Origin of the sequence: Micromonospora sp. NBC_00421 (assembly GCF_036017915.1) — a bacterium.
Classification (GTDB): Bacteria; Actinomycetota; Actinomycetes; order Mycobacteriales; family Micromonosporaceae; genus Micromonospora.
On record NZ_CP107929.1, the window covers coordinates 3606368 to 3630271 of the forward strand.

A 23904-nucleotide genomic window follows, 5' to 3' on the forward strand; every position below is an offset into this window, starting at 1 on the left:
GCCCGACGGGGGCCGGGCAGCTCGGTGGGCCGCCCGACGAGAGGCCGGGCAGTTCGGTGGGGCCGTCCGACGAGACCGGACGGCGGGGGCTGTCGGCCGGGTCAGCGCGTCAGGCGCGACGGTCCGGCGGCACCCCGGCACCGAGGTGGCGGAACTACCGAGGGGGTGGGGTCGTAGTACACGAGGATGGAACTCCTTCCGCTGCCGCCGACCGGGTTAGCTGACGGATTCGGGCGGGAAGATCGCCCTACCCCGGGCCGTGGCCCGCGGATTCACCCCAGATGGTGCGGTGGGTCCCCGGTTCGTGACTCGCACGATTGAGCGGGTCGGCGCGGCGTCGCCTGCTGCGAACGGGAACCGCACCGGACCGCAGCGACACTACTGGCCGGGTTCTCCCTCGCCAAGCCCCGTGAGCTGCGCAAACATGGTCGAGGCGCACCGTTTTCCGGTGCACTCGGGCACCGACTGGCCGCTCGTGGGGCGACCGGGGCGTCCGTCTCGCGGGGGCGACAACCGGACGCTCCGCCAGCAACCACCGATGATCGTCGTAGTCGATGTGACCACCTGTGACCAGGTGTCCGAATCCCCACGCACGGTGACGCCACCCACGCCGGCCCGGATAACAATTCCGCCCTCGTGACGCCAGGCAGCCCCGATGGCCCGGAGCTGGGACCGGACCACGACGCCGGACCACGACACGGGACCGCGACCCCGGACCGCGACCCCGGACCGCGACCCCGGACCGCGACCCCGGACCGCGACCCCGGACCGCGATGCCGGACCGCGATGCCGGACCGCGATGCCGGACCGCGATGCCGCGACGAAGCGGGGCCGTGGTGGCGGTGTCCATGCCGAGCCGATACCGCTACCGGCGCGGCATCGAGCCGATCATCTCCGGTCAGTTCACCCGGGCCGGGTGCCAGCGGGCGGCGGGTGCCGGACGGGCCGCCGACGTCGCGCTGCGGGGCAACGGAATCCGGCCCGGCCGCAGCCGTTGCGCCGCCGCGTACGCCTCGACGGCCAGGGACCGGGCCGCCTCGGCGGCCAGTTCGGCGTCCCGCCACGCCGCCCGTTCCCGCCCGACCGCGACCCGGTACGCCGTACGCCGGTCCCCGCGGACGGCTCGGGCGAGCATCACCTCGTGTTCGACCGGGTGCCGACGCGGGTCCCAGCCGTCGCGGTGGGCGAAGACGTCCCGCAGCCGCTCCACCGACAACTCCCCCCGCCAGTGCGCCGCCACCGCCTCCTGGTGCAGCCACCGTTCCCGGCCCGCGTACTCGACGGGGGTACGGGGGGTACGCGGGCTGGGCAGCGCACCGGCACCGGCGAACCGGCGGGCCACCGTCTCCGCCTCGTCGTACGCCTGCCAGGCCCGGTCCAGGTCGTCCTGGGCAGCCAGCCAGGCCGTACGACGGCGGTGCGCCGTCTGGGCGGCCCCGGTGGCGGCGACGGCCACCTCCTCGGCGTAGCGGCGCAGATCGGCGACCGGGGGCGGGGCGTCGGGTGGCGGCACGACGGCGGCGGCGTCGGTCGGGTGCTCCCGCTCGGGCCGGGCCACCAGGACGGTGAGCCCGGTCAGGGCGAGGACGAGCAGCGCGGACCAGATGGCGGTGGCGGTCGGGACCTCGATCAGGAACTGGGAGAGCACGGTGTTCACGGTCGGCACCTCGCGGGCGGGAAGCGGAAGAGGAGGCCGTACCGGCGGCGGGTCCGTTGCGGAGGACGTCCGGCCGGGCGGTGCGGGGGTGAGGTTCGTCGCACTGGCGGTCGCGGGTGGGCCCCCGCGTGGGCGGTCAGCCCGCCGGGGGTGCCCGTGGGCCGGCGACGGTGGGCAGCCGCCCGGCGGTAGCCCCCGGGGGCGGGACCGGGACGTTCCGCGCGGCACCGGCCGGCACGGTGAGCGTGACGGCGTCGACCCGGTCTGCGGCGACCACGCCGGCCAGGTCGACCCCCTGGTCACCGGTGCGGATGCCGGTGAGGCCACCGCCCGGAGCGGACAGGGCCGCAGCGGCGTCGAAGGACACCGGCGCGTCGATCGACAGGGCGGCTGCGGGCGACCCCGGGTCGGGCAGCACCGGGTCGGACAGCGCGGAGCCGGACAGCGCCGGCCCGGCGACGGCGAACGCGATCGCGACGGCGAGACCGGTCAGCAGCCGGGACAACCAGCGCGCGACCCACCACAGGGGACTGGCGGGCGCGGCCGGGAACATGTGTCCACGCTACCGCCGAGGTGACCGGCCCGCAGCACCGCCGGGCGTGTCGCCGCGCCGACCACCGGGTGCCCCTCGCCCGGCCTGGGGACTTCCGGGAACACCCCTGGTCGGCAGGGGTGGCCGGAGCACCTGGTGCAGTGGGATCAGTGCTGGTCGCGCGGTCCCGCGTACTCGACGGGACGCCCGTCGCGCGACCCGTCGCCGGCGTCTCTCGGCCCCGGCACGGCGGCAGCGCCGCAGGCGACCACGCCGCCGGAGTCGGCACCGCCGGGAGCAGCACCGCCGGGGACAGCGCCCTCGGGTACAGCGCCGTCGGGGGTGGGCGGCGCGGGTGGGGTACGGCGGCGGGGGGCGAGGCGGCGCATCATCGGCGTCTCCACCCAGCGGTGCAGGGCTGCGGCCAGCACCAGGTTCACCACCAGGAAACCGAGCACGGCCAGCGGCCCCGACCAGCCGGGCAGCCCCACGCCCCAGTGCCCGGTGAGCCGCAGCACGGTCATCATCACCAGCACGTGCACCAGGTAGAAGGCGAACGACACCTCGCCGAGCCAGATCAGTGTGCGGTGCCGCCACGGCGACCAGCGGCCCTGCACGTCCGCCCGGGCCGCCGCCGGGATGACCAGGATGTACGCCACCGACAGCAGCGCCGCCCACATCTCGGCCGGGATCCAGTGTGCCGCCACCCAGACGGCCACGAAGAACAGGCTGGCCAGCGGCAGGCCGGGGCCCCGCCAGTGGCCACGGCGCAGCAGCTCGGCGGCGGCGACGCCCAGCCAGAACTCGGTGGAGCGGACCAGCGGGAAGACCTGGGTGAACCACCAGTTGGTGCCCTCGGGCAGCAACTGCTGGCCGGGCCAGAGCGACAGGATCACCAGCGGCACCGCCACCACCACCGCCCAGAGCACTCCGGAGCGGGCCCGCCGGATCGCCGGCAGCACCAGCGGCAGGCAGAGGTAGAAGAACAGCTCGCAGGAGAGCGACCAGCTCACGTTGTTGATGCTGTAGAAGTAACCGGGGGTGGGGTCCCAGGCCTGGACGAGGAAGAGGTTCTCCAGCGCGGCGCGGGGCACCACCGGGTCGGCGAACCACCACATCACCAGCAGCGCCACCGCCCAGGTCAGCACGTGGTTGGGATAGATCTTGGCGAGTCGGCGACGCCAGAAGTCCCGCCGCCGGTCGCCGTCGCGGGCCGACCAGACCAGCACGAAGCCACTGAGGATGAAGAAGAACTGCACCCCGGACAGGCCGAGGGTGAACAACCAGTCGACCACCGCCTTGGCGTCCGGCTGGGCGATGATCCGCATGGTGCCGGCGTGGTAGCCGAAGACCAGCATGGCGGCGATCCAGCGCAACCCGGTCAGCGACGGCAGTCGGCTCAGCGCGGGGGACGCGGTGGTGGGCACGCTGGTCACGCCGGGCACCCTACCGGCACGCCCGTCCACCGGTGACGGGCCGGGGTGGTGCGGATGTGCCGAAGGTGTACGAAATCCCTCCACTGCCTTAACATCGCGGGACCCGTCGGTGTCGGCGCACCCGTGGGTAGGCCGGCGACCCGTCGGAGGCGCCCGGGAACGAGGAACGGAGCAGACTGGTGCACCAGCGGATCCTGATGCGGGCGAAGAAGGACCCGTTCGACGTGCGCGGCCCCGAGGAGGCGTACGAGGGGAACTGGATCGGGGAGAACAACGGCAACCTGGTCTTCAGTCACGCCGCGCACAAGCTGCTGCGTACCTCCACCGCGCGGATCACCTCCACCGAGTTCAAGGTCGACCTGCGCGACGCCGACCGGATCAACGAGCAGTACGACGTGTACGTCATCCCGCTGGCCAACGCCTTCCGCCGCAGCTACGCCCACCGCATCGAGCTGATGACGAAGCTTGTCGAACGGCTGCGGATCCCGGTGGTGGTCTTCGGGGTCGGGGTGCAGACCGACGTCCACGGTGACCGGGAGTACCTGCGGCCGATCGACGACGTGGTCACCCGGTTCGTGCGGGCGGCGCTGGAGCGGGGGCCGAGCATCGGCGTCCGGGGGGAGATAACGGCGCAGTACCTGAACACGCTGGGCTTCTCCGCCGTCGACGTGATCGGTTGCCCGTCGATGTTCCTGCACGGCGACCAGCTCCGGGTGGAGAAGACCGCACCGGTCCTGACGCCCGACGCCCGGGTGGCGCTTACCGTCTCCCCGTACGTCAAGTCGATGGCGAAGATCATCGCCGCGCACCAGGCCCGCTACCCGCACCTGCGCTACCTGCCGCAGGACCTCAGGACGCTCGGCACCCTGCTCTACGGCGACGCCCCGGAGGACCGGGGCAGGACCAGCGCCATCCCGATCCACTCCTCGCACCCGTTGTTCACCGAGGACAAGGTGCGGATGTTCCTCGACCCGTGGACCTGGATGGACTACCTCGCCGGCTTCGACTTCGCGTTCGGCACCCGGATCCACGGCACCATCACCGCGCTTGTCGCCGGCACCCCCGGCTTCCTGTTCGCGCACGACTCGCGCACCCTGGAGCTGGCCCGCTACTTCGACATCCCGCACCGGCTGATGAAGGACGTGCCGGCCGACGTGGACGCGGCGCAGCTCTACGCCGAGGCCGACTACACCGCCCTGCACGCCGGACACCGGGCCCGCTACGAGGTGCTGCGGGCCTTCCTGGCCCGGCACGACCTGGGCAACGCGTTCGACGACGGGGACAGCGCGGCCCGCTTCGACGCACAGGTCCGCGAGACGGAGTTCCCCCCGGCGGTCCGACCGGCCGGGGCCTGCCCGCCCGAGGTGCTACTGGCCCGCATCCAGTGGCTGCGCGACCGCAACGCGGCCCTCGGCGACGACGTACGGGAGCTGCACGACCAGCGGCTGCGGGCCCGGGTCAAGCGGGCGGTCCCCGCACCGGTACGGCGGATCCTGAACCGTTAACCTGCCGCTCGGCCGCTGTTCAGCAACTCCATCTCCACCGGATACGTCACGTTCCGTGGCCGTCCATACCCGTGCACCAGGGTGGCGGGGTGGTCAACCAGCCCGCGCCCACCCCGCTGCTCAGCGTCGTCGTCCCCGTCCACGGGGTGGAGGCGTACCTGCACCAGTGCCTCGACTCGGTGCGCACGGACGTCCCGGCCGACGCGGTGGGCACAGTCGAGATCGTCGCCGTCGACGACGCCTCGCCGGACCGGTGCGGGGAACTGCTGCGCGCGTACGCGGCCACCCATCCGGGCGTACGCACGGTGCACCTGGACCGTAACGTCGGGCTGGGTCCCGCCCGCAACGCCGGCCTGGACGTGGCCACCGGCGAGTACGTCTGGTTCGTCGACAGCGACGACTGGTTGCCGCCGGGCACCATCCCGGCGGTGCTCGACCGGCTCCGCGCGCACCGCCCCGACGTACTGATGCTCGACCACCTGCGGGTACGCGACGACGGCCGGCGGGAGGTGGACGCGAGCAGTCACCTGCTGCGCGACACCCCCGCGGTGGTCCGCCTCGCCGACCGCCCCGGGCTGCTGCGGGTGCAGCACACCGCGTGGAACAAGGTGGTCCGCCGGGAGTACCTGAACGCGCTGGAACTGCGCTTCCACCCCGGCTGGTACGAGGACATCCCGTTCAGCAACCCACTGCTCATCGGCGCGGAACGGATCTCCGTGCTGGACCGGGTCTGCTACCTCTACCGGCAGGGCCGGCAGGGCGCGATCACCTCCACCCGCAGCGGTCGCCACTTCGACGCCTTCGACCAGTACGACAGGCTGTTCGACTGGGTCGCCCGCCGGCACCCGGACGAGCGGCTGCACGGCGAGTTGTTCACCCTGATGGTCAACCACATGCTGGTGGTGGTCGGCAACGACGGCCGACTCCATCCGCACCTGCGCCGACGCTTCTTCCACCGGGTCGCCGCGCACTACCGTCGGCACCTGCCGCCGGGCGGCTACCCGCGTCCGGGCGGGGTGGCCGGGCTCAAGCACCGGCTGGTCGGCCGGGACAACTATCTCGCGTACGCGGTGCTGCGCCAGGCGCACCGGCTGGCCGGCTGGCTCCGCCGGCCGGTCGCCGCGCCGGAGCCGCCCCCACCGGCCACCGAGCCGGCCCGCGCGGCGGACTCCCCCGCCGACCGGGACGCGCTGGCGGGTCGCGGCAGCCGGTGACCGACGCGCCGGGGTCGGGGTCGGCGGGACCACGGGTACGAGTAACGAGCACAGAGAACAGGGGCGGGGATGACGACGACAGTGAAGATCGGGCCGTACGTGGTGGGGGCAGGCGAACAGCCGTTCGTGGTGGCGGAGATGTCCGGCAACCACAACGGCGACCTGGGCCGGGCGCTGGCGATCGTGGACGCGGTGGCGGCCAGCGGGGCACACGCGCTGAAGTTGCAGACGTACCGGCCGGACACCATCACCATCGACGTGGACACCCCGGCGTTCCGCATCTCCGGCGGGCACGAGCTGTGGGGTGGGCAGAACCTCTACCGGCTCTACGAGCGGGCGCACACCCCGTACGAGTGGCACGAGCCGATCTTCGCGCGGGCCCGGGAGCGGGGGTTGACCGTCTTCTCGTCCCCCTTCGACCCGTCGGCGGTGGAGCTGCTGGAGGGGCTGGACGTCCCGGCGTACAAGATCGCCTCGTCGGAGCTGGTCGACCTGCCGCTGATCCGGCTGGTGGCGGGCACCGGCAAGCCGCTCGTCATCTCCACCGGGATGGCCACCGTCGCCGAGATCGACGCCGCGGTGCGCACCGCCCGCGACGGCGGGGCCGGTGGCATCGTGCTGCTGGCCTGCACCGCCTCCTACCCGGCCCCACCGGCGGACAGCAACCTGCGCCGGATCCCGGTGCTGGCGGACGCCTTCGGGGTGCCGGTCGGCCTGTCCGACCACACCCCCGGCATCGGGGTGCCGGTCGCCTCGGTGGCGCTGGGCGCCTGCTTCATCGAGAAGCACGTCACCCTCGACCGGACCGACGGCGGGGTCGACTCCGACTTCTCGCTGAACCCCGACGAGTTGGCCGCCCTGGTGGTCGAGTCGGCGCGGGCACACGCCGCGCTCGGCGGCACCGCCATCGGGCCGACCCCGGCCGAACGGGAGGGGCTGCGGTTCCGCCGCTCCCTGTTCGTGGTGGACGACGTGCAGGCCGGCGACGAGGTGACCAGCGCCAACGTCCGCTCGATCCGACCGGCCGGCGGCCTACCCCCGGTGGAGATCGACCGGGTCCTCGGCCGCGCCTTCACCACCGACGTCCCCCGGGGCACCCCCCTCACCTGGAACCTCATCTGACCGAGCCCACCCCGCACCCGCACCAGTGATCAGGTGACGAAAATGCGCAGGACACGCCGGGGAACCGCAATCTGATCATGGTGCTCCCACCCACGGCACGGCGCGTCGATGTGGCGGGGAGCGGGGTGGGACGCCAGGGCGGGGTGGCGCTCAGGGGGCGAAGGCGACCGTGATCACCAGGTCGGCCAGGTGCAGGGTGCGCCAGACCGCGCGGGTGTGCGGCGGTACGGACAGGCCGTGCCGCCGCCACCAGGCCGCCACCGGCAACTCGGCCAGCTTGCAGAGGCTCTCCGCTCGGGTCCAGCGGGCCCAGAAGTCGACCGGCCCGAACCGCGCGGCCAACGCGGGCGGAACCTCGGCAGCAGCCCGCTCGGCATCGATCGCCACCCGCCAGCCGTGGTCGGCCGGGCCGTACCAACCGACGCAGCGCCCGTCGTCGAGGTGGCTACGGGTCACCGCGTACCGCAGCTCGGCGGGGGTGCCGACGCGCAGGTGCCGTTCGGCGGCGCGCAGCAGCGCCGGCACCGGCCGTGTCCCCGCAGGTGCCGGCTCACCCGGGCCATCCGCCGACTGAACCGGTCCACCTGTGGGCTGGACCTCCCCGCCCACCCCGGTCCCACTCACCCCGGTGTCGCCCGGCACGAATCCGACCGGGCCACCCCCGCCCGGCACGAACCCGGGCAGGACGCTGCCGGGTCGGTGGTCGGGTCGGGTGGGGTCAGATCGAGGCGGCACCGTCGACCACGATGACCTGGCCGTTGATGTTGGTGTGCTCGCACAGCAGCATCCGCACCACCGGTACCACCTCGGCGGGCTCGGTCAGGTGCCCGGTCGGGGTACGCCGGACGATCTGGTCGAGCTGGGTGCTGCCCAGCACGGCGGACATCTCCGAGGCGAAGAAGCCCGGGGCGACGGCGTTGACAAGCATCCGCCCGCCCAGCTCGCGGGCCAGCGAGCGGGTCGCCGCGTCCATGCCGCCCTTGGTGGCCGAGTACGCCACCAGGCCGGGGAAGCCGCGCTGCGCGCAGATCGAGGTGACGTTGACGATCCGACCGCGCCGGCCCTGGCCCAGCATCCGCCGGATCACCAGGCGGGTGAGCTGCAACGGCGCGGTCAGGTTGGTCTCGACGATCCGGACGATGTCGCCGGTGGCGGTGTGCGTGTGCATCGAGTCCTGCCCGACGGCGGCGTTGTTCACCAGCCCGTCGACCGGGCCGAACCGCGCCTCCACCGTCCGGACGAAGCCCTGCGCTGCGGCGAGGTCGGTGACGTCCACCGCACCGACGTGCACCCGGTCGGGGTGCTCGGCGGCCAACTTCTCCAGCTCGGGGGTGACGGTACGGGCGAAGGCGGCCACCGTGAGCCCGGCGTCGAGCAGGTCGGTGACGATGGCCAGGCCCAGCCCCCGGGACCCGCCGGAGACGAGGACGACGGTGCTGGGTGGGACGAGTGTGGAGTCAGACATCGCTCTTCAGGGTCTCCTTGACGGGGATCTCGGTCAGCAGCCGGATCCGGCGCGGTACCGCGTACTCGGGAAGCCGTTCGGCACACCAGCGCACCAGCACGCCCTCGTCCAGCGGGGCGTCCGCGTCGGCGGTGGTGGGGACGACCTCGGCGACCACCATCCGGCCGAGCACCGGCGCGCGTCGGCCGGTCACCCGGGCCCAGGCGACCCGGGGGTGGGCGGTGAGCATGTCGCGTACCAGCCCGGCGGAGACCTTGCTGCCACCGACGTTGATCTCGTCGGAGTCGAGTCGACCGGTGATCAGGACCCGGTCGTCGACGATCTGCACCCGGTCGCCGGTGCGTACCGGCCCGTCGAGCCCGACGCCGTGGTGCGGTGAGGTGATCACCAGCTCGTCGTCGTGCACCGAGAGGGTGGGCCGGCCGGGGGTCACCCGGTCGAGCCAGCCGACCGGGAAACCGGCCCGGCCGTCGTGCACCACGATCGACGCACCGACCTCGGAGGAGGCGTAGATCCAGGAGATCCGGGCGGCCGGGAAGATCTCCCGGAGCCGGTCCAGGACGGCCTGGTCGACGGGTTCGCCACCGAGGGTGAGCTGCCGCAGCGGCACCCGGGCCAGCGCCTCGGGATCGCGGTGCAGGGTGCGCCGCCAGAAGGTCGGGGTGCCGGAGGCGGCGTCGACCCCGTGCGCGGCGGCCAGCACCGGCCAGTCGTCCAGCTCGTCCGGGTCGACCACCACCAGGTGCTGACCGGGTTGGGTGAGCGCCAGGGTGACCACCTGCCACCAGGCGTAGCTGCCGGGGGCGTACGGACAGAGCCAGGTCCGCTCGGGTTGGGCGTCGCGCACGGTGGTCAGCGAGTCGAGGGTGTGGCCGACCCGTTTGGGCCGGCCGGTCGAGCCGGAGGTGAGCAGCCAGAGCCGGCCGTTGTCCGGGGCCCGGTGCACGGCCGGCGGGACGGTCTGCGCCACCCCGTCGGCGAGCACGGTGACGGCGAAGCCGGCGGCGGCCAGCTCGTCGCGCATCGTCGGGTCGACCCGGCCGGGGCCGGCGAGCAGCAGCTCGGTGCCGTGCGTGGCGTGCTGGCGGGCGACGGCGAGCGCGTCGGCACCGGTGGCGAGGACCGCGTCGGGCGAGGGCAGCGTCGGGGTGGGCAGCTCCCGCCAGCTCCGGGCCACCCCGGCGATGACGACCCGGTTGTCCAGCCCGGCCGGTGTCGTCGCGACGGTCACTGCCGCTGGAGTTCGGCGAGGAAGTCGAGGACGTCCCCGACGGTGGCGATCCGTCGCAGGCCGGGGGCGTCGAAGTTCAACTCCTCCCCGGTGACGTCCTCCACCCGCAGGGCGAGCTCCGAGAAGTCCAGCGAGCGGAAGCCGATCTCCCGCAGGTCGGCGGAGTCGTCGTCGGGCAGCACCCTGCCCTGGTTCTGCAACACCTGCGCCATGAGGTCGCGGATCTGCGCGCGACTCAATTCTTCCATGCGGCGAAGTGTACATCCCGGCAATTCCTTCCCCCCTTTACCGGGTAGGGTCCGCAGGGATCCACCGGGTTGACACAAAGGGGTACGAGTGCTGCGCGAGGCCACCACGGACGACGTTAACCTGATGTTGTCCTGGCGTAATCAGGAAACCAACCGGCAGGTCAGCAAGACCAGCCACGAGATCACCGCGGACGAGCACGCGGCCTGGTGGTCCCGGGTCCGCGTCGACCCGGCCCACCGCATCCTGATGTACGTCCACGACGGTCTGACGGTCGGCGTGGTGACCTTCTTCGACCTGCGCCTGGACGGGCCGCGGACCGCCTCGTGGGGGTTCTACCTGGACGCCGACGGGCTGGCCGAGCAGGGGGCCACCCTGCCCGCCTGGCTGGGGGTGATGCGGGCGGCGGTGGATCACGCCTTCGACGTGCTCGCACTGGACCGCCTCGACGGCGAGGTCTTGGCGCACAATACCGCCGTACGGCAGATGAACCGTCGTTTCCGGTTTGTCGAGGGCACCCCGCGCCGGGAGACACACCACGGCCAGGAAGTCGACATAGTCCCTATTTCCCTGGCCCGGGAGAACCGCCGTCGACGATAATTTCGACAATTGTCCGGCGACCATTCACGGGGCGGCCATCCGACGTTAACCGGCCCGGCGTCGTCGCGGTCCGCCGCTCGGCAGCCGGATCAGCGGCCGACCGGCAACCCGGATCAGCGGCGACGCCAGGCGGCCCAGCGCTGCTCCGGGTTGCCGCCCAACCGGACGAACCCGTGCCGGGTGCCGTCCCAGTCGTCCGGCTCGCCGGGTGCCCACCGGGCGAAGACCACGTCGGCGTCGGCCGGCGGGTTGTCGACGAACCACCGCACGTCGGCCCAGGTGACCTGGTGGCTGAGGTTGAACCGCAGGATCCACTGGACGCCGAGCGACGCCCAGACCCGGTCGCCGGGGCGTACCCCGACGTCGGCCACCCGTGGGGTGGGTGCGGTCGCGGCGACCATCGGCCGGACCAGCCGGTCGGTGATCACCTGCATGGTGCCGAGGTTCACCACCACCAGCGCGGCGAGCACCGGCGCCCGCCACCGGGGCAGCCGCACTACGGCGACCAGCAGCAGGCAGCCGGCCACCCCGACGGCCGCCCCGGTGAACGGGCGGAACTCCCGCCAGCCGCCGGTCAGCGCCATCAGGTCCGGTGCGCCGAACCCGCCGTAGCGCAACTCGTGCCCCCGGCTCGCCACCCAGGCCAGCCGGATGGCGATCAGTGTCGCGCCGGCCAGCAGCACCCCCACCGCGACCGCCACCCGCCGCCACCGTTGCCGGGGCGTCGCGGTCACCAGCATCCCCACCCCGACCAGCAGCCAGAACGGGGCGAGCATCTGCACGTACCGGCCGTAGATCGCGTCCAGCGGTTTGCTGGTGATGCCGGCCAGGATCACCGACGCGCCGGCGGCCACCCCGACGCTTGTCACAAGCGCCACCCCGAACGTCCACCGGGTCGCCCCGGCGGGGCCCTGACTCCCGGCGGGGGCCGTCGCGCCTGCGGCGGAAGCGGGGGCGGGGCGGAGCAGGATGCCTACGGCACCGGCCCAGGCGACGCCGGCCAGCCCGAAGGTGACGACGACCAGGTACCAGAGTTGGGTGGCGACCGCCGCGCCGACCCGCAGCAGCCCCGGCCCGGAGGCGACGGCCCGCACGGTGCCGCCGCCGGGCGGATCGCCCAGCAGGTAGACCCGGTCGCCGAGCAGCCGGATGACCGCCTCGTTGAGCAGCGCCAGCGCCAGCACCGGCAGCACCGCGGCGAGCACCTGCGCCGGGCTGGTCCGCCGCCGCAGGAACAGCAGCAGCACCAGCCCGACGTGCACCCCCACGATCACCAGGCCCCGGGAGTGCAGCAGGTGGAACGCCCCGACCAGCGTGCCGACCACGGCGGCGACCAGCGGGCCGGGTCGGCGTACCCAGTGGTGCACGGCCAGCAGCCAGGCCAGCACCAGCGGTGCCAGCACCGCGTCGATCATCGCCACCCCGGCGTAGAAGACGGTCGCCGGCAGGGTGGCCGCGACGGCGGCGGCGGCCAGGGCGACCGCGCGGCGCACCGGCACCAGCCGACGCACCAGCAGGTACGCCAGCGGCAGCACCGCAGCGTTCACCGCCGCGTTGATCAGCTGCACCAGCCGGTAGCTGTCGGTGAAGTCCCGCTCACCGAGGAACGCCGGGGAGATCAGCAGCGGGTAGCCGATCCGGCGCAGCGGCCCGTTCTCGCTGCTGAACCCGCCCGGCCCACCGGCCAGCGCGCGGGCGGTGTGCAGGTAGCTGTCCTCGTCGGTGTGCGCGATGGGCAGCGGCACGTGCCGGGACAACCACATCCGCCAGCCGACCCCCAGCAGCCAGCCCACCACCAGCAACACCGGCACCAGCCGACGGCCTCGGCCGGCCGGCTGCCCGGACGGGTCGGCGATGGGGTGTCTCACCTCGGTGCCGGCCACCATGTGTCGCCTCCTGCTTCGTGGGGTGCGCCGGTCGCCGTCAGCCCGACCGGGGTTCGCGGGGGTGCACCGTCGCCATCGGCGCGACCGGGCCGTCGCCGGACAGAACCGGTCCGACGGGGTCCTCACCGGCCGCGCCGGGCCACTGTAGTCAGCACCGTCCCCGCTGGTCAGCCGGATCTGGCGGGGGTCGGAAGTGTTCGCCCGCCGGAGGTCCGGCATTCACGGGAGCAGCGTGGGCGGTTAACCCGGGAGCGTCGGGGTGTTAACCCGACCTGGTTAGCGTCCGTCCGGTCGCCTGGCCCCGAGCCGGTGGCGCAACAACCACGAGCTGGGGAGCACCAAATTGAGTGAGTTGAATGGGTCCTCCATTCTGATCACCGGCGGGACGGGGTCCTTCGGGAAGACGTTCCTCCGGCACGTCCTCAAGGTGGCCGACCCGGCCCGGGTGGTGGTGTTCTCCCGCGACGAACTCAAGCAGTACGAGCTGCGCCAGCAGCTCGGCGACGACCCCCGGCTGCGCTGGTTCATCGGCGACGTGCGGGACCGGCACCGGCTCACCCGGGCCATGCACGGGGTGGACCACGTGGTGCACGCCGCCGCCCTCAAGCAGGTGGACACCGCCGAGTACAACCCCTCGGAGTTCATCGCCACCAACATCACCGGCTCGCAGCACGTGGTCGACGCGGCCATCGAGGCCGGCGTCAGGAAGGTCATCGCGCTCTCCACCGACAAGGCGTCCAGCCCGATCAACCTGTACGGCGCGACCAAGCTCGTCGGTGACAAGCTCTTCGTCTCGGCCAACCACTACGCCGCCCAGCACCCCACCCGCTTCGCCGTGGTCCGCTACGGCAACGTGGTGGGCAGCCGGGGCTCGGTGGTGCCGCTGTTCCGGCGGCTCGCCGACGAGGGCAAGAGCCTGCCGATCACCGACAAGCGGATGACCCGGTTCTGGATCACCCTGGACCAGGCGGTGCAGTTCGTGCTGGACAGCTTCGACCAGATGCAGGGCGGCGAGCTGTTCGTGCCACGCATCCCCAGCATGCGCATCCTCGACCTGGTCGAGGCGGTCGCCCCGGAGGCCACCACGCACGAGATCGGCATCCGGCCGGGCGAGAAGCTGCACGAGGAGATGATCGCCCCGGACGACAGCCGCCGTACGCTGCGCGCGAAGGACAGGTTCATCGTCCAGCCGACGATCGCCACCTGGGGTTACCGGCCGCCTGTCGACTGCGAGCCGGTCCCGGACGGCTTCGCCTACCAGTCCGACGGCAACGACGAGTGGTTGACCGTCCCACAGCTGCGCGACATGCTCGGCATCGCGGCGTGACGGCGATGCTCCCGTACGGGCGGCAGTCGGTCACCGACGACGACGTCGCCGCCGTGGTCGCCACCCTGCGCAGCGACTGGCTCACCACCGGCCCGCAGGTCGACGCCTTCGAGGCGGACCTCGCGGGCTGGACCGGCGGGGCCGGCTGCGCGGCCGTCGCCAACGGCACGGCGGCGCTGCACGTGGCGTACGCGGCGGCCGGGGTGGGACCGGGCGACGAGGTGGTGGTGCCGCCGATGACGTTCGTGGCGACCGCCAGCAGCGCGGTCGCCCTCGGCGCGCGGATCGTCTTCGCCGACGTCGAGGAGGAGACGTTCACCCTGGACCCGGCAGCCGCCGCCGCCGCGACCACCGCCCGGACGAAGGTCGTCGCCGCCGTCGACTACGCCGGCCACCCGGCCGACTACGACGCCCTGCGCACCGCCCTGGCCGGCTCGGACGCGTTGCTGCTGGCCGACGCGGCGCACTCGATCGGGGCCACCTACCGCGGCCGACCGGTCGGGTCGCTTGCCGACCTGACCACCTTCTCGTTCTTCCCCACCAAGAACCTCACCACCGCCGAGGGCGGCGCGGTCGCCACCACCGACCCGGAGTTGCTGAAGCGGGCCCGCCGGTTCCGCAACATCGGGCTGGTCCGGGAGCGCGCCGAGCTGCGCGAGCCGGACGAGGGCGGCTGGCACCAGGAGGTGCACGAGTTCGGGTTGAACTACCGGCTGCCGGACGTGCTCTGCGCGCTGGGTCGCAGTCAGCTGCGCCGGCTCGGTGACTTCCTGGCCGCCCGCGCCCGGCTGGTGGCCCGCTACGACGAGGCGCTGGCCGACCTGCCCGGGGTGCTGACCCCGACCCGCCGGTCGTGGGCCGCCCCCGCCTGGCACCTCTACCCGGTCCGGGTCCTCGACGGCCGCCGCCGCGAGGTGTACGACCGGATGCGGGCCGCCGGCATCGGCGTACAGGTCAACTACCTGCCGGTGCACTGGCACCCGGCGTTCGCCGATCTCGGCTACCGGCGCGGGTCCTGCCCGGTGGCCGAGTCGTTCTACGGTCAGCAGCTCTCGCTGCCGCTGTATCCGAGCCTGACCGACGCCGACCAGGACCGGGTGATCGACGCGCTCGGCGCGGCGCTGCGCGGCGTCACGGCGCACACCGCCGCCTGACCGGGGGAACCGATGCACCACGCGAACCACTTCTACGGGCACGCCCACGTGCTGGCCCGCTACTGCGGCCTGGGCGACGGCCACCCGCCCCGGATCAACGGGTACGTCCAGCACGGCTGGAACATCGGCGACGGCCTCGCCCCCGGCCATCCGTACGCCGAACGCACCCCCAGCCTGCTGTGGTCGGAGCAGACCCGACGGCGGGCCTGGTCGGTGGGGCGACGCAACGTGGTGGTCACCGGTGCGCCCTTCGCGTACCTGCTGGACCTGCGCGCCGACGACCCGCCGCCGGCCGCCCGGGAGGGCACCATCTGGTACCCCTTCCACGGGTGGGAGGGCCAGCACGTCAAGGGCGACCACAAGGAGCTGATCGCCCGGATCCGGGACACCGAACCCGGCCCGGTCACCGTCTGCCTCTACTGGCACGAGTACGGCATGCGCCGGGTCCGCCGGCTCTACGAGAACGCCGGCTTCCGGGTGATCTGCCACGGCTACCGGGGGCACTGGTGGCGGGACACCGACCCGCTCTTCCTGGACAAGCAGCTCACCGAGCTGCGCCGGCACGCCCGGGTGGCGTCCAACCGGCTGACCAGCGCCATCTTCTACGGCATCGCCGCCGGCTGCGAACCGGCCGTCTACGGCGACCCGATGATCCTGGCCAAGGAGGACCCCACCTTCGGCGGCACCGCCCGGATCCGCAGGCAGTGGCCGGAGCTGCACGGCGAGTCGGTGGACCTGCCGACCGCCGTCGGGATCGCCCGCGCCGAGCTGGGCACCGACCACCGCTGTACGCCGGCCGAGCTGCGTGAACTGCTCGGCTGGGCGCATCCCGCAGGAGGAACGAGTTGACCACTGGAACCGCCGCCCCCGTCGTCCTGCCCGGCGGGGAGATGCTGGCCTGGTCCGACCTGCCGGAGCAACGGCTGGCCGACGGTGGGCCGCTGGGCGCGCTGGCCGCCCGGGTCGTACCGGCGGGGGCGCGGGTGCTGCTGGCCGGGCCGCACGACCCGGCGCTGCTGGACCGGCTCGCCCACGCCGAGGTGACCTGCCTGCTGCGCAGCCACCCCGACGCGGTGGCGCTCACCGACCGGGCCGCCCGGGTGGTCGTCGGCGGACCCGCCGGGCTCGACCCGGCCGACACCTTCGACGTGGTGGTGGCCGGGGCCGGGCTGGACGCCGTCGAGTCGGTGGAGGGCACCAGGCTGGGCTGGACGGGGGTGCTGGGCCGGCTGGCCGCCGCCCTGCGCCCCGGCGGCACGCTGCTGCTGCGGCTGGACAACCCGCTGGGGGTGTCCCGGCTGGTCGCCACCTCCCCCTGGTACGCCGACCGGGCCGACGCGGCGTGGAGCATCGGCGGGGTGCTCGACGCCGGCCGCCCGGCCAACCGGGAGCAACTGCGTGACCGGCTCGTCGAGGCGGGGCTGACGGTGACCGCCGACTACGCCGCGTACCCCGATCCGGGTGCCGCGACGGCGCTGGTCGCCACCGACGCGCTGGCGCACCGGCCCACGTCGGGGCTGCTCGACGCGGTGCTGCACGGCGCGTGTGCCGGTGGTTTCGCCGGTGGCCCGGTGCTCCAGGACCCGGCCCGGCTGGCGGTCGACGCGCTGCACGCCGGGCTCGGCGCGACGCTGGCCCCCGGCTGGCTGGTGACGGCCCACCGCCCCGCCGGCCACGACGAACCCGTCGCCGCGCCACTGCCGGTGGTGCTGGTGCAGACCGGGCCGCCCGGGGTCGGCGTGGTCGAGGTGACCGACGGGCCGGGCGGCTGGCAGTGGGCGGTCACCGGCGGCGGTGCCACCCGGGGTCGGGCGGCACCCTTCGCCAGCCGGGAGGCGGCCCACCGGGACCCGGCCGCGCTCACCGGACCGGTACCTGCGGGCCGGCTGCTGCGCACCCTGCTGCTCGACGGCTGCCTGCGCCGCGACCTGGACGCCCTACGCCGGCTGCTGCGCGGCTACGCGGGTTGGCTCGCCGGCCAGGCCGACCCGGAGGGGCGGCTCGCCGGCGCGACGGCGCTGGCCGACCCGGACAACGTGGTCGTCGACGGGGACGCCTTCGCGGTGCTCGACCCGAGCTGGCAGGCCACCGGACCGCTGCCCGTCGAGGTGACGCTGGCCCGGGGGCTGTGGCGGTTCGCGGTCGCCCTGCTCACCGGCGGATACGCACACCCGTGGCCGTCCACCCTGGACGTGGCCGGGCTGACAGTGGTCCTCGGCGGCGTCGCCGGGCACGACCTGGACCGGGCCACCGTCGACGCGGCCGTCGAGACCGAGGCGGCGGTCGCCGCCGCCCTGCGCGGCCTGGACGCCGACGGGCAGGGGGCGCTCGCCACCGAACTCCGCGCGGTCGACCCCACCGACCCGCCCGCCGGTCCGCGCAGCTACCAGCAGATGCGCGAGGCCTGGGTACGCCAGCGCGAGGAGCTGACCCGGCTCGCCGCCCTGCTGAAGTGGACCGAGGAGCTGCTCACCTCGCGGGAACGGGCGCTGCGCCGGTCCGACGCCACGATCAACCTGCTCAGCGGCTCGCTCAGTTACCGGGTGGGCCGGCTCGCCATCACCCCCGCCCGGCTGGCCAAGCGGGGCGCCCGGGCGGCCAAACGGCGGGCCCGCGAGGCGCTCGGCCCGAAGCCGCAGGAGGAGCAGCAGTGACCGGACCGGACACTGAGCCGACGGGTCGGCCCGGCAGCGCCGACACCCCGGCGACGGGCCGACCCGGGAAGGCCGACACCCCCGGGCGCGGCGCGGTCGCACCGGCCGGGTTGCCCGGCTCCGGCACCCGCATCGTCGGGATCGTGCAGGCCCGGATGGGCTCGTCCCGGCTGCCCGGCAAGGTGCTGCGCCCACTGGCCGGGCGCAGCGTCCTCGGCCGGGTGGTCCGGGCCGCCCTCGACAGCGGGGTCCTCGCCGACCTGGTGGTCGCCACCAGCGTCGACCCGGTCGACGACGCGGTGGTCGCCGAGTGCGCACGGCTCGACGTGCCCGTGCACCGGGGGCCGGTGGACGACGTGCTGAGCCGGTTCGTCGGCGCGCTCGACGCCCACCCCGGCGACGCCGTCATGCGGTTCACCGCGGACTGCCCGCTGCTCGACCCGGAGATCGTCGCGCTGGTGGCGGGGGTCTACCGGGCGGTCCCCGGGCTCGACTACGCCAGCACCTCGATCGCCCGTACCCTGCCCCGGGGGCTGGACGTGGAGATAATCCGGGCGGATACGCTGCGTACCCTCGACCGGCTCGCCACCGACCACCACCGGGTGCACGTCACCTCGTACGCGTACACCCGTCCGGAGCTGTTCCGGGTGCTCGGGGTGACCCTCACCCCGGACAGGTCGGCGCTGCGGCTCACCCTCGACACCGAGCAGGACTGGACGCTTGTCAGTGCGGTCGTCGACCACTTCGGCGACGTCAGCGTGCCGCTTGCCAAACTCGCCGATTGGTTGGACGGGCGACCCACCCTGCGTACCCTCAACTCCTCGGTACGCCAGAAGCGGCTGGAGGAGTCCTGAACCCACCACGGATCGGGTTACGCTGCGACGCCGGCCCGCGCACCGGCGTCGGTCACCTGGTCCGCTGCCTGGCCCTCGGCGAGGAGTTCCTGACCCGGGGCGCCCGGGTCGAACTGTTCGGCACGGTGCACCGGGTCGGCTGGGCCGCCGCCCAACTGGCCACGCGCGACATCCCGGTCCACCCCGGTCCGGACACCCCCGCCGGGCTGGTGGAGACGGCCCACCGGCACGCCCTGGACGCGCTGGTGCTCGACTCGTACGAGCTGGATCCGGCCGGGGCCGGGGCGCTGCGGGCGGCCGGCGTGGTCACCCTGGCCATCGTCGACGGCGACACCCGGGGCCAGGACGCCGACCTCTACCTCGACCAGAACTTCGGCGCGGACACCGACGCCACCGGTCAGGCGGATGGCCGTCCCGCCGTCCCGGCCCGCAGCGCGCCCACCGCCGACGCACCCGGCGACGGGCGGGGCTCGGCCGGCGCTGGCGACAGGCGGGTCCTGGCCGGCGCTGGCGACAGGCGGATGCTGGCCGGGGTCCGGTACGCGCTGCTGCGTGGCTCGGTGACCGCCGCCCGGCCGGCCGTCCCACCGCCGGCCACCCCCACCGCCCGCCCCCGGGTGCTCGCCTTCTTCGGCGGCACCGACGCGGTCGGCGCGGCCCCGGTGCTGGCCCGGGTGCTGCTCGGCACCGGCCATCCGATGACGTTGACGGTGGTGGTCGGGCGGCCGGAGATCGAGGCGGAGCTGACCCGGGTCACCCCCGGGCGGGGGCAGTCGCTGCACCTCGTCGCGCCGACCGACACCCTGCCCACGTTGATCGGCGCAGCCGACCTGGTGGTCAGCGCCGCCGGCACCTCCACCTGGGAACTCTGCTGTCTCGGTGCACCCGCCGCACTTGTCTGCGTGGTGGACAACCAGCGTGACTCGTACCGCCGGGTGGTGGCGCACGGGCTCGCCGCCGGCCTCGGCGAGCTGCCGGAACTGGTCGCGCCGGGGCTGGCCGGACGGACCGCGCGGGCCGAGGCGGCCCGGACGCTGCGCGCGCTGTTGGCGTCCCCGCAGCGACGGGCGGCGCTCGCGGCCCGCGCCTGGGCCACCGTCGACGGGCACGGCCGGGCCCGGGTCGCGGACGCCGTCCTCACCCTGATCGCAAGTCGTACGGGTGTACTAAAGCCCTGATAGGGTGCGGGCATGCCGCAGGCCGCCTACCAGCCGTCGATGCTCGACCTCGCCGACACCGGCCCGACGCTGACCCCGCTGACCGGGCTGCGCCGGCGGGTGCTCACCCGGGGCGCCTGGGTCGACCACCTGCCCGGCTGGGTGCGCGGCTCCGACGCGGTGCTCGACGCCCTACGCACCGAAGTGCCCTGGCGGGCCGAACGCCGCACCATGTACGACACCGAGGTCGACGTCCCGCGCCTGCTCTGCTGGTACGGCGCCGGTCGCCCGCTGCCGCACCCGCTGCTCACCACGGCGCGCACCGCGCTCACCGAGCACTACGCGGCCGAGCTGGGCGAACCGTTCGTCACCGCCGGCATGTGCCTCTACCGCGACGGGAGGGACAGCGTCGCCTGGCACGGCGACACCCTCGGCCGCTCGGCGCACACCGACACGATGGTGGCGATCGTGTCCTTCGGGTCACCCCGCCCGCTGCTGCTGCGCCCCCGCGGCGGCGGTGAGACGCTGCGCTTCCCGCTGGGCCACGGCGACCTGGTGGTGATGGGTGGCTCCTGCCAACGCACCTGGGAACACGCCGTCCCCAAGACCAGCCGCCCGGTCGGCCCCCGGGTCAGCGTCCAGTTCCGCCCCGTCGACGTCGCCTGACGCCGCCGGGGCGGACGGGCCACCCGTCAGTCGCGTTCGATGAGGTGCCCGACGACGGTGGGGCCGAGCATGACGGCGAAGCCGGAACCGTCCCGGCGCGGATCGGCAGGCGGCAGCTCCACCGGGTCACCGGTCGCGGTCGCCCCGACCGGGCGCGGCCCGACCCACGCCACCACCAGGCCCTCCTCACCCTTGAGGAACCGCTGCGCCCGCACCCCGCCGGTCGCCCTCCCCTTCGCCGGGTACGACCCGAACGGCGTCACCTTGACCGTGGCCCCGGTCGAGGTCACCACCATCGGCTCACCGTGTACGGCGTCGTCGGTGCGGATCGCCCCGAAGAACACCACCCGGGCACCCGCCGGCAGGTTGATCCCGGCCATCCCACCGCCCTTGGGCCCCTGCGGGCGGATCACCGCGGCGGCGAACCGCAGCAGAGCCGCCTCACTGGTCACGAAGGCCAGCGTCTCGGTGTCGTCGGCCAGCCAGGTGGCCCCCACCACCTCGTCGCCCGTCCGCAACGAGATCACCTCGAACTCGTCCGAGCGGACCGGCCACTCCGGGGCGCAGACCTTGACCACCCCCTGCCTGGTGCCCAGCGCCAACCCCGGGGAGCCCTGCGCGGTCGGGCCGAGCGGGGCGAGGCCGATCACCGTCTCCCCCGCCTCCAGCGGGACCAGCTCGGAGGCGGCCATGCCACCGCGCAACGACACCGTGCCGGCCTGCTCGGGCAGCACCGGCAGCGGCAGCACGTCGACCTTGAAGGCCCGGCCGGCGCTGGTGACCAGGAGCACCCGGCCCCGGGCGGTGCTGTGCGCGACCGCGCGTACCGTGTCGTGTTTGACCCGGCCGTTGCGGCGACGCCCCTCCGACGCCTCCTCCGACTCGGCCGCGGTCCGGGCGACCAGCCCGGTCGCCGAGAGGATCACCTGGCACGGGTCGTCGGCCACCTCCAGCGGGCCGGCCGGTGCGGACGCGGCGAGCACCTCCTTGAGGTCCCCGTCGACCAGGGTGGTGCGACGCGGCGCGGCGAACTGCTTCACCACCGCGGCCAACTCGTCGGAGACGACCTTCCGCAGCACCTTCGGGTCGTCCAGGATCGTGGACAGCGCGGCGATCTCCCCGCGCAGCTTCTCCTGCTCGGCCTCCAGCTCGATCCGGTCGTACTTCGTCAACCGGCGCAGCGGGGTGTCCAGGATGTACGTCGCCTGGATCTCGGAGAGCCGGAACTTCTGCATCAGGCCGTCCTTGGCGGCCTGGGCGTCCTCGCTGGCCCGGATCAGCTTGACCACCCGGTCGATGTCGAGCAGGGCGATCAGCAGGCCGTCGACCAGGTGCAGCCGCTCCTCCCGCTTGCGCCGACGGTACGCGCTGCGCCGGGTCACCACCTCGTAGCGGTGGGCCAGGAAGACCTCCAGCAGCGTCTTCAGCCCGAGGGTGCGCGGCTGGCCGTCGACGAGCACCAGGTTGTTGATGCCGAAGGACTGCTCCAGCGGGGTGAGCCGGTAGAGGTCGGCCAGCAACGCCTGCGGGTTGACCCCGACCTTGCACTCGACGACCAGCCGGGTGCCGCTCTCCCGGTCGGTGAGGTCCTTGACGTCGGCGATGCCGGTGAGCCGCTTGGTCTTGTTGACCTCGTTGGTGATCGCCGCGATGACCTTCTCCGCGCCGACGCCGTAGGGCAGTTCGACCACGGTGATCGCCTGCCGGCCCCGGCTGCCCTCCAGCGGGCCGATCTCCACCCGGCCGCGCATCCGCACCACGCCACGCCCGGTCTCGTACGCCCGGCGCACCTCGTCCAGGCCCAGCAGCAGGCCGCCGGTGGGCAGGTCGGGGCCGGGAACGTACTCCATCAGCTTGTCGAGGTCGGCGTCCGGGTGGTTGATCAGCCAGCGGGCGGCGGAGACCACCTCACCGAGGTTGTGCGGGATCATGTTGGTCGCCATCCCGACCGCGATCCCGGACGCCCCGTTGACAAGCAGGTTGGGGAAGGCGGCGGGCAGCACGGTCGGCTGGGTCAGCGAGCCGTCGTAGTTGGGCTCGACGTCGACGGTGTCCTCGCCCAACTCCCCGACCAGCAGCATCGCCTCCCGGGAGAGCCGGGCCTCGGTATAACGCGCCGCGGCCGGGCCATCGTCTGGGCTACCAAAATTTCCATGCCCATCGATGAGTGGCGTGTTCAGCGAGAAGTCCTGGGCGAGCCGGACCATCGCGTCGTAGATCGCGGTGTCGCCGTGGGGGTGGTACTTCCCCATCACGTCGCCGACGATCCGGGCCGACTTCACGTGCCCCCGGTCGGGGCGGTGACCCTGCTCGTGCATGGACCACAGGATGCGGCGGTGCACCGGCTTGAGGCCGTCGCGGGCGTCGGGCAGGGCGCGGGAGTGGATGACCGAGAAGGCGTACTCCAGGTAGGAGTCGGAGACCTCGGTGACCAGCGGGTTGTCGAAGACCCGCGCGCCGGCCTGGTCGAAGGCGGACAGGTCCACCTTGGCGCGGTCGTCCTTACGGCGTGCCATCGTTCAGCTCTCTTCCGGGTGTGCGGCGGCCACGGTGCTCGTCATGCGTCGATCGCGTCGCGGTCGACCCGGTCGGAGGAGTCGATCAGCCAGTTGCGGCGCGGTTCGACCTTCTCGCCCATCAGCAGTTCGAGGATGCGCTCGGCGGCGTCGACGTCGTCGAGGGTGATCCGGCGGACCGCCCGGGTGGCCGGGTTCATGGTGGTGTCCCACAGCTCGTCGGCGTCCATCTCACCGAGGCCCTTGAAGCGCGGGATCGGGGTGACGATCTGCCTGCCGGCCTTCTCCAGCTTGCGGACAGTCGCCTCCATCTCGGCCTGGGTGTAGGTGTAGGTGGTCTGCGGGCTGCGCCCCTTCGTGGTGATCTTGTGCAGCGGCGGCATCGCGGCGTAGAGCCGGCCGGCCTCGATCAGCGGTCGCATGTACCTGGCGAAGAGGGTGATCAGCAGGGTCCGGATGTGCGCGCCGTCCACGTCGGCGTCCGCCATGATCAGCACCCGGCCGTAGCGCAGCGAGGACAGGTCGAAGGTACGCCCCGAACCGGCCCCGAGCACCTGAACGATCGCCGCGCACTCGGCGTTGTCCAGCACCTGCTGGAGGTTGGCCTTCTGCACGTTGAGGATCTTGCCGCGAATCGGGAGAAGCGCCTGATATTCCGAGGTACGAGCGACCCGCGCACTGT

Annotated in this window: 20 protein-coding genes, 1 pseudogene and 1 riboswitch; of the genes and pseudogenes, 11 read left to right on the forward strand and 10 right to left on the reverse strand. The window is 73.6% G+C overall.

Going from position 1 to position 23904, the window contains the following annotated elements; all coding sequences use genetic code 11:
* Window positions 1–190: 190 nt before the first annotated feature.
* Window positions 191–334: riboswitch (cyclic di-AMP (ydaO/yuaA leader) on the reverse strand.
* Between the two features lie 564 nt (window positions 335–898).
* The 3 genes from OHQ87_RS14950 to OHQ87_RS14960 form a co-directional block, all read right to left on the reverse strand.
* Entirely contained in the window at window positions 899–1657 is a 759-nt protein-coding gene (locus OHQ87_RS14950; RefSeq protein ID WP_328348678.1) for a hypothetical protein, read from the reverse strand.
* A gap of 136 nt (window positions 1658–1793) precedes the next feature.
* On the reverse strand, window positions 1794–2210 hold the full coding sequence (locus tag OHQ87_RS14955) for a hypothetical protein (protein ID WP_328348679.1): 417 nt from the start codon (window positions 2208–2210) through the stop codon (window positions 1794–1796).
* A 146-nt stretch (window positions 2211–2356) separates the two neighbouring features.
* On the reverse strand, window positions 2357–3625 hold the full coding sequence (locus tag OHQ87_RS14960) for an acyltransferase family protein (protein WP_328348680.1): 1269 nt from the start codon (window positions 3623–3625) through the stop codon (window positions 2357–2359).
* Between the two features lie 179 nt (window positions 3626–3804).
* Between OHQ87_RS14960 and OHQ87_RS14965 the strand changes: the two genes are divergently transcribed.
* The 3 genes from OHQ87_RS14965 to pseI all read left to right on the forward strand — a co-directional run bounded on the left by OHQ87_RS14965 (window position 3805) and on the right by pseI (window position 7466).
* Window positions 3805–5130: a polysaccharide pyruvyl transferase family protein gene (locus OHQ87_RS14965; RefSeq protein WP_328348681.1), complete on the forward strand. Its 1326-nt coding sequence runs from the start codon at window positions 3805–3807 to the stop codon at window positions 5128–5130.
* 89 nt (window positions 5131–5219) lie between these two features.
* Window positions 5220–6344, forward strand: coding sequence for a glycosyltransferase family 2 protein (locus OHQ87_RS14970; protein ID WP_328348682.1), 1125 nt, complete (start codon window positions 5220–5222; stop codon window positions 6342–6344).
* A gap of 69 nt (window positions 6345–6413) precedes the next feature.
* Window positions 6414–7466: a pseudaminic acid synthase gene (gene pseI / locus OHQ87_RS14975; RefSeq protein WP_328348683.1), complete on the forward strand. Its 1053-nt coding sequence runs from the start codon at window positions 6414–6416 to the stop codon at window positions 7464–7466.
* Window positions 7467–7616: 150 nt separating this feature from the next.
* Here pseI and OHQ87_RS14980 read toward each other — a convergent pair whose 3' ends face one another.
* From OHQ87_RS14980 to OHQ87_RS14995, 4 genes are all read right to left on the reverse strand, one after another.
* Window positions 7617–7991 carry a hypothetical protein gene (locus OHQ87_RS14980; protein ID WP_328348684.1) on the reverse strand — a complete coding sequence of 125 codons (375 nt, stop codon included), beginning with the start codon at window positions 7989–7991 and terminating at the stop codon, window positions 7617–7619.
* 193 nt (window positions 7992–8184) lie between these two features.
* Complete coding sequence (locus tag OHQ87_RS14985; protein WP_328348685.1) at window positions 8185–8931, reverse strand: SDR family NAD(P)-dependent oxidoreductase; 747 nt, start codon at window positions 8929–8931, stop codon at window positions 8185–8187.
* Window positions 8924–10162, reverse strand: coding sequence for an AMP-binding protein (locus OHQ87_RS14990; RefSeq protein WP_328348686.1), 1239 nt, complete (start codon window positions 10160–10162; stop codon window positions 8924–8926). Before OHQ87_RS14990 ends, OHQ87_RS14985 begins: the two co-directional genes overlap by 8 nt.
* Window positions 10159–10410: an acyl carrier protein gene (locus OHQ87_RS14995; RefSeq protein WP_328338344.1), complete on the reverse strand. Its 252-nt coding sequence runs from the start codon at window positions 10408–10410 to the stop codon at window positions 10159–10161. Before OHQ87_RS14995 ends, OHQ87_RS14990 begins: the two co-directional genes overlap by 4 nt.
* 88 nt (window positions 10411–10498) lie before the next feature.
* Between OHQ87_RS14995 and OHQ87_RS15000 the strand changes: the two genes are divergently transcribed.
* Window positions 10499–11008: a GNAT family N-acetyltransferase gene (locus tag OHQ87_RS15000; RefSeq protein WP_328338346.1), complete on the forward strand. Its 510-nt coding sequence runs from the start codon at window positions 10499–10501 to the stop codon at window positions 11006–11008.
* A 113-nt stretch (window positions 11009–11121) separates the two neighbouring features.
* Here the strand turns inward: OHQ87_RS15000 and OHQ87_RS15005 are convergent, their stop codons facing one another.
* Window positions 11122–12894 carry a hypothetical protein gene (locus OHQ87_RS15005; protein WP_328338348.1) on the reverse strand — a complete coding sequence of 591 codons (1773 nt, stop codon included), beginning with the start codon at window positions 12892–12894 and terminating at the stop codon, window positions 11122–11124.
* Between the two features lie 343 nt (window positions 12895–13237).
* On the opposite strand from OHQ87_RS15005, the gene pseB reads away from it, so the two are divergent.
* From pseB to OHQ87_RS15040, 7 genes are all read left to right on the forward strand, one after another.
* Entirely contained in the window at window positions 13238–14221 is a 984-nt protein-coding gene (gene pseB / locus OHQ87_RS15010) for a UDP-N-acetylglucosamine 4,6-dehydratase (inverting) (RefSeq protein WP_328338350.1), read from the forward strand.
* Window positions 14218–15375 carry a DegT/DnrJ/EryC1/StrS family aminotransferase gene (locus tag OHQ87_RS15015; protein WP_328338352.1) on the forward strand — a complete coding sequence of 386 codons (1158 nt, stop codon included), beginning with the start codon at window positions 14218–14220 and terminating at the stop codon, window positions 15373–15375. The genes pseB and OHQ87_RS15015 overlap by 4 nt, the downstream gene beginning before the upstream one ends.
* 12 nt (window positions 15376–15387) lie before the next feature.
* Window positions 15388–16224 (forward strand): hypothetical protein, encoded by an 837-nt coding sequence (locus tag OHQ87_RS15020; RefSeq protein WP_328338354.1) that lies wholly within the window; start codon window positions 15388–15390, stop codon window positions 16222–16224.
* Entirely contained in the window at window positions 16221–18029 is a 1809-nt protein-coding gene (locus OHQ87_RS15025; protein ID WP_442930454.1) for a class I SAM-dependent methyltransferase, read from the forward strand. The genes OHQ87_RS15020 and OHQ87_RS15025 overlap by 4 nt, the downstream gene beginning before the upstream one ends.
* A 110-nt stretch (window positions 18030–18139) precedes the next feature.
* The gene (locus OHQ87_RS15030; protein WP_328348857.1) at window positions 18140–18883 is read left to right on the forward strand and encodes a glycosyltransferase family protein; all 744 of its coding nucleotides are present in this window, start codon (window positions 18140–18142) and stop codon (window positions 18881–18883) included.
* The gene (locus OHQ87_RS15035; protein ID WP_328348858.1) at window positions 18880–20061 is read left to right on the forward strand and encodes a PseG/SpsG family protein; all 1182 of its coding nucleotides are present in this window, start codon (window positions 18880–18882) and stop codon (window positions 20059–20061) included. Before OHQ87_RS15030 ends, OHQ87_RS15035 begins: the two co-directional genes overlap by 4 nt.
* Window positions 20062–20073: 12 nt before the next feature.
* On the forward strand, window positions 20074–20706 hold the full coding sequence (locus OHQ87_RS15040; RefSeq protein ID WP_328338356.1) for an alpha-ketoglutarate-dependent dioxygenase AlkB: 633 nt from the start codon (window positions 20074–20076) through the stop codon (window positions 20704–20706).
* A gap of 26 nt (window positions 20707–20732) precedes the next feature.
* Here the strand turns inward: OHQ87_RS15040 and OHQ87_RS15045 are convergent, their stop codons facing one another.
* Window positions 20733–23222: a DNA gyrase/topoisomerase IV subunit A gene (locus OHQ87_RS15045; RefSeq protein ID WP_328338358.1), complete on the reverse strand. Its 2490-nt coding sequence runs from the start codon at window positions 23220–23222 to the stop codon at window positions 20733–20735.
* Between the two features lie 41 nt (window positions 23223–23263).
* Window positions 23264–23902 (reverse strand): annotated as a pseudogene (locus tag OHQ87_RS15050) (toprim domain-containing protein); the annotation flags it as partial.
* Window positions 23903–23904 lie beyond the last annotated feature (2 nt).